5 protein-coding genes and 1 tRNA gene are annotated in these 5,879 nt (G+C 70.0%); 2 read left to right on the top strand and 4 right to left on the bottom strand.

What is annotated here, in order from left to right; translation table 11 throughout:
• Positions 1-70 precede the first annotated feature (70 nt).
• Complete coding sequence (locus AC2W7M_RS18405; RefSeq protein ID WP_486133893.1) at positions 71-895, bottom strand: DUF72 domain-containing protein; 825 nt, start codon at positions 893-895, stop codon at positions 71-73.
• Between the two features lie 21 nt (positions 896-916).
• Positions 917-1,378, bottom strand: a complete 462-nt coding sequence (locus AC2W7M_RS18410) for an Lrp/AsnC family transcriptional regulator (protein ID WP_486133895.1) — start codon at positions 1,376-1,378, stop codon at positions 917-919.
• A gap of 170 nt (positions 1,379-1,548) precedes the next feature.
• On the opposite strand from AC2W7M_RS18410, the gene AC2W7M_RS18415 reads away from it, so the two are divergent.
• Both AC2W7M_RS18415 and AC2W7M_RS18420 read left to right on the top strand, forming a co-directional pair.
• Complete coding sequence (locus tag AC2W7M_RS18415; protein WP_486133897.1) at positions 1,549-3,957, top strand: transketolase-like TK C-terminal-containing protein; 2,409 nt, start codon at positions 1,549-1,551, stop codon at positions 3,955-3,957.
• Positions 3,958-4,293: 336 nt separating this feature from the next.
• A tRNA-Ser gene (locus tag AC2W7M_RS18420) sits at positions 4,294-4,382 on the top strand.
• 85 nt (positions 4,383-4,467) lie between these two features.
• Here the strand turns inward: AC2W7M_RS18420 and AC2W7M_RS18425 are convergent.
• Both AC2W7M_RS18425 and AC2W7M_RS18430 read right to left on the bottom strand, forming a co-directional pair.
• Positions 4,468-4,863: a hypothetical protein gene (locus tag AC2W7M_RS18425; protein WP_486133899.1), complete on the bottom strand. Its 396-nt coding sequence runs from the start codon at positions 4,861-4,863 to the stop codon at positions 4,468-4,470.
• A 420-nt stretch (positions 4,864-5,283) separates the two neighbouring features.
• The coding region (locus AC2W7M_RS18430; RefSeq protein WP_486133901.1) for a tetratricopeptide repeat protein at positions 5,284-5,879 on the bottom strand (596 nt) is incomplete at its 5' end.

The raw sequence follows: 5,879 nt of genomic DNA on the forward strand, positions 1-5,879 counted from the left end.
TCCTGAGCGAGGCCGCGGCCTTCGTCGCCGCGCGCAAGAGCTGAGGCCCGGCGCCGCCCCGCCCCGTCCCTCAGCCGTCCACCAGCTTCTGGAGCGCCATCGCCCCGGCCGGCGCCCGCACCTTTCCGCCGTTGATGAGGTAGACGAACACGTCGCGCGCCGCGCTCTTCGGCGCGCTCTTGGCCGCGCTCTTGGCGCCCTTCTCAGCGGCCTTGCCGAACGTGGGGAGCCCTTCCGGCACCCTGCCCTGCGCCCAATCCTGCGCCCCCGCCGCCCAGTGCTTCAGCGCCGCGGCGTCATAGCCGGTCTCCACCTCCTCCCGCCCGTTCATCAGCCGGGCATAGGTGAACGGCGCGGTGATGTCGGCGATGGCCGGATGGGTATCGTGATCCGCATAGACGATGGCAACCGCATGCGTGCGGGCGAGGGCGACGAAGTCGGCGCAGGCGAAGCTCGGGTGGCGCACCTCTATTGCGTGGCGCAGCGCGACGCCCGCGTGGGCCGCCGGCAGCAGGTCGAGAAATCGCGCGAAGTCTTCCGGGTCGAACGCCTTCGTGGGCGCGAACTGCCAGTTGATGGGGCCGAGCTTCTCGCCCATCTCGACGATGCCGCTCGACATGAACCGGGCGACACTCTCCCCCGTCTCCGCCAGCACCCGCCGGTTGGTGGCATAGCGCGGCGCCTTGAGCGCGAACACGAAGCCTTCCGGCGCCTGGGCCGCCCAGCCGGCGCAGGATTTGGGCGTCGGGTTGCGATAGAAGGTGCCGTTGATCTCGATGGTCTTCAGGGCCCGCGATGCGAAGCCCAGCTCCTTCGACTGCGCCAGCCCTTCGGGATAGAACACCCCGCGCCACGGCTCGAACGTCCAGCCGCCGATGCCCACACGGATCGCCATGGCCTCATCCTTCCAGCCGCCTCAGGGCAGCGGCAGCACGTTGGAATATTTCACCTGCTCCAGCGCGAAGGAGCTTTCGATGGAGGCGATGCCCTCCACCCGCGTCAGCTTCTGCTTGAGGAACCGCTCATAGGCGTCGAGGTCCGCCGCCACCACCCGCAAAAGGTAATCGCGCGCGCCGGTCATCAGATAGCATTCCAAAACTTCCGGCCAGGGGCGGATGGCGGCGGCGAAGGCGTCGAGCGCGTCCTCGCGCTGGCGCTCCAGCCGGATCGAGACGAAGACGCTGACCGGCAGCCCCGCCTTGCGCTGGTCGAGCACCGCCACGTAGCGCGCGATCAGCCCCGCCTCCTCCAGCGCCTTCACCCGCCTGAGGCACGCCGAGGGCGAGAGCCCCACCTCGGTCGCCACATCGGTGATGCTGGCCCGCCCGTCGCACTGGAGGGCGGCAAGGATCTTTCGGTCTGCCGGATCGAGGCGCATGATCTGATCGTCTTTCGCTTCTGATGCGCCAGATTTGTGCACCAAACGGGCGTTGTCGAGCACAAATCGGCGGAATGCGCCGCCGGTTCCGCGCTAGACTGGCCGCCATGCCGGCGCCGCGCCGGGAGGCCCGCGACCGGGCCGGGATGAAGGGGCCGAGGACCAGCGCAATGGCACGCGAGACTGCACGCGAGGACGCACGCGACATCGACATTCTGGCCGCCCTGGAGCGCAAGGCGCTCTGGCTGGCGAGCTACATGATCCACAACGCCAACCATCTGCGCGCCAGCGAGGACGGGCTCAAGGTGGGCGGCCACCAGGCGTCCTCGGCCTCCCTCGCCACCATCATGACGGCGCTCTATTTCCACGTGCTGCGTCCCGAGGACCGGGTGGCGGTGAAGCCCCATGCGAGCCCCGTGTTCCACGCCATCCAGTATCTGCTCGGCTTCCAGAGCCGCGAGAAGCTGGAGAATTTCCGCGGCTACAAGGGCGCGCAGTCCTATCCCTCGCGCACCAAGGACGACGACGACGTGGACTTCTCCACCGGCTCGGTCGGCCTCGGCGTCGCCCAGACCCTGTTCGCCTCGCTGGCGCAGGACTATGTGCACGCCCACGGCCTCGCCAACGGCCGCAAGAAGGGCCGCATGATCGCGCTCGTCGGCGACGCGGAGCTGGACGAGGGCAACGTCTTCGAGGCACTGCTCGAGGGCTGGAAGCACGACGTGCGCAACACCTGGTGGGTGGTGGACTACAACCGCCAGAGCCTCGACGGCGTGGTGCACGAAGGCCTCTACGAGCGCTTCGTCGGCATCTTCGAGGCCATGGGCTGGCAGGTGGTGATCGTCAAGTACGGCGCGCTCCAGGAGGCCGCGTTCCGCGAGCCGGGCGGGCAGGCGCTGAAGCGCTGGATCGACGAGTGCCCGAACCCGGACTATTCCGCCCTCACCTTCCAGGGCGGCGCGGCCTGGCGCAAGCGCCTGATGGACGACCTCGGCGACCAGGGCGAGGTCTCCGCCCTCATCGCGCGCCGCTCGGACGCCGAGCTGTCCGCGCTGATGACCAATCTGGGCGGCCACGACATCTCGACGCTGATCGACGCCTTCACCTCCATCACCCATGACCGGCCGGTCTGCTTCCTCTGCTACACCGTGAAGGGCTACGGCCTGCCGCTCGCCGGCCACAAGGACAACCATGCCGGCCTCATGACCGCCTCCCAGATGGAGGAGTTCCGCGCCGCCATGAACGTGCGGGCGGGCCACGAGTTCGACCCGTTCGAGGGCCTCGCCGTGCCGCCCGCCCAGATGGAGCGCTTCCTTGAGAAGGTGCCGTTCGCCCGCGAGGGGCGCCGGCGCTTTTCCTCCCCCGCCCTGCCGGTGCCGGCGATCGCCCCGCCGCCCAATGCGACGCTCTCCACCCAGGCCGGCTTCGGCCTCATCCTCCAGGAGCTGGCGAAGGGCGACGGCGCGCTGGCCGACCGCATCGTCACCACCTCGCCGGACGTGACGGTCTCCACCAATCTCGGCCCGTGGGTGAACCGGCGCGGCCTGTTCGCCCGGCGCGAGCTGTCCGACGTGTTCAAGCGCGAGAAGATCCCCTCCACCTTCTCCTGGCAGTTCTCGCCCAAGGGCCAGCACATGGAGCTCGGCATCGCCGAGATGAACCTGTTCCTGCTGCTCTCGGCGCTGGGGCTCTCCCACTCGCTGTTCGGCGCCCGCCTGGTGCCGGTGGGCACGCTCTACGACCCCTTCATCTGCCGCGGGCTCGATGCGCTGAACTATGCCTGCTACCAGGACGCCCGCTTCATCGTCGTGGCGACGCCGTCGGGCATCACGCTGGCGCCGGAGGGCGGCGCGCACCAGTCCATCTCGACCCCGCTCATCGGCATGGCGCAGGACGGGCTCGCCGCGTTCGAGCCGTGCTTCGTGGACGAGCTGGCGGTGCTGATGCAGTTCGCCTTCGACTATGTGCAGCGCGACGGCGACGGCGAAGAGGACGAGCGCAACTGGCTGCGCGACGAGACCGGCGGCTCGGTCTATTTCCGCCTCTCCACTCGGCCGCTGGAGCAGCCGCAGCGCGCCTTCACCGAGGAGCAGCGCCGCCACATGGTGGATGGCGCCTACTGGCTGCGCCCGCCCGGCCCCAATGCCGAGGTGGTGATCGCGGTGCAGGGCGCGCTGGCGCCGGAGGCCATCGCCGCCGTGGCCCTTTTGGCCGAGGACCGGCGTGACGTGGGGCTCTTGATGGTCACCTCCTCCGACCGGCTGAACGCCGGCTGGACCGCCGCCGGCCGCGCCCGCGAGCGCGGGCTTTCCTCCGCCCGCAGCCATATCGAGCGGCTGCTGGAGCCGCTGCCGCGCCATTGCGGCATCGTCAGCGTGGTGGACGGGCACCCGGCGAGCCTCGGCTGGCTCGGCGCCGTGTGCGGCCACCGCATGCGGGCGCTCGGGGTGGAGCATTTCGGCCAGTCCGGCAGCCTGCCGGACCTCTACCGCCACTATGGCGTCGACACCGCCGCCATCCTCGCCGCCGCCCAGGCTTTGGCCCCGGGCCGCCCGCTGCGGCACCTCAGGGCAGTGTGACCCGGTCCGGGCGCGAATGCTCTTGATCCGGCCCACGCCGGACCGGCGGCGTCCCTTCTGTGCCGGGACCAGGGATTGGGGGGTCGGATCGGAGCCGCGCCCGGCAGGCCTGCGTCTGGTCTTGCGGCGGTCCTGAGACCGCCGCGTGGCGTCGCCACCGCGACGGGCACGGCCGGGATCGGTGCGGCGCAGACCCGAAGCCGCGGCGGGCGATGGGGAGCGCGCGTTGCTTAGGGAGATTGCCCTGCCCGCGGCCCCCGATGCGCTCTTGTCGCCGAAGGCGCTCTCCGCTAGAAGCGGCGAACCACGCGCCCGGGCCCGTGCCCGCGCCTCTGCGGAGAGGTGGCAGAGTGGTTGAATGCACCGCACTCGAAATGCGGCATACGGGCAACCGTATCGGGGGTTCGAATCCCCCCTCTCCGCCAGAACCGTCTGACTTCTAGAATATATTTATCGTTTCTCAGTTCCGCCGCTCGCACCGCGGCGCACCGGAAGGCCGGCGCCGGATCGTCACCGCAACCGGTTCACCAGCGCCAGCGCGCCCCACGAGCCGAGCAGTGCGATGGCCATCTGGCCGGCGAGCGCGAGCGCCATCGGTGCGCCGCCCGCGGCGGCCAGCGAGGATGCGCCGTCCATGAGCGGGGCAAGGAGCATCGCCATCACCGCCCCGCCGAGGGGCGCGGCCAGCAGCATGCCCGCGCACGCGACCAGGATGTTGACGATCCAGCCGAGCACGCCCCGCTTCCGGCTCCAGGCCTCGTAGAGCGCGACGGCCAGCGCACCGGCAAGAACAGCCGCGGCGATGACGAGCGCGCCGCCGACGCTATCCACGGGAATGGCGCCGGACCATTGCAGAAGCAGGATGCCGATGACGGCTATGGCAATGATGTACGCCATGAGGCTCATCCCAGTTGTCCAGGCCAGCTGAACGCCGGTGACATCAGCATCTCCGGCACAGGCGAATGCTTCCGCGACCGACCTGCTGATCTTTACAGGCACAAGGCAGGTCGTCGAGCGCCCAATCGCGCACCGCGCCGGACGGGCCGAACCCGGGCTTCGATCCTGTATGGCCACGGTCACGTTGCGGCGTCCCGGATCGGAGCGTCGTCTTTAAACAAAGAGATGTCGCAGGGGCGGTCGGCGACGTCTCGATCCGCGATGCCGAAGGCGGTATTTATTGCCTCTCTGCGTCGACGGGTGCAGAGAGGTCGTGTCGGCGATCCGGCAGCTGGCGCATCGCCGGATGGGCCTGGGGCCAGCGATAGGCCTTGCGCCGGGCGTACCCGGTGGCCGGCCTCGGCCCCATCGGAACCTTAGCCTGGAAGGTTACGGCTCGGGGATGGCAAGTCCCGCCTTGCGGAGCGAGCCGATCAGGCGCTCCACATCGGCCGGCTTCAGGACGCGGCTTGCGATCACGGCGCGCGGGTTCGCCGCGATGCCCGGGGCATGGGTGCGCACCCAGTCCAGTTCGGCCGCTGCGACCGCGGCGTCGCCGGCCTCGCCGAAGACGACCGCCCCGATGAGGTGGTACATGGGATTGTCCGGCACGCCCGTGTTTCGGATCCACATGGCGGCCTCCGAAAGGTCGCCGTCGAAATAGGCGCACAGCGCGAGGGCCGCCTCGTAATAGCCCAGCGGGCCCGGATTGAGTTCGCGCGCGCGCCGGATGAAGGAACAGCCGGCCGGCCAGCTTCCCGCGAGCGCCAGCCGGAACCCATACTCGCCCATCAGCTCGCTGTCGTTCGGATTCATCGCCAGGGCCTGCTCGCCGACCCGCAAGGCGGCCTCCACCTCCTTTGAGAAGTAGAGCGCGAACATCTTGGCCTGAAGGCCCCGCGTGTTCGTCGGGTCGAGCTCGACGGCGCGCCGCGCGGCCGCAAGCGCGCGGCTGACCGAGCCGGGCCGGCGGCGGGCTCCGGCGC

The organism is Xanthobacter sp. BG11Y11_SDJG (assembly GCF_057364445.1).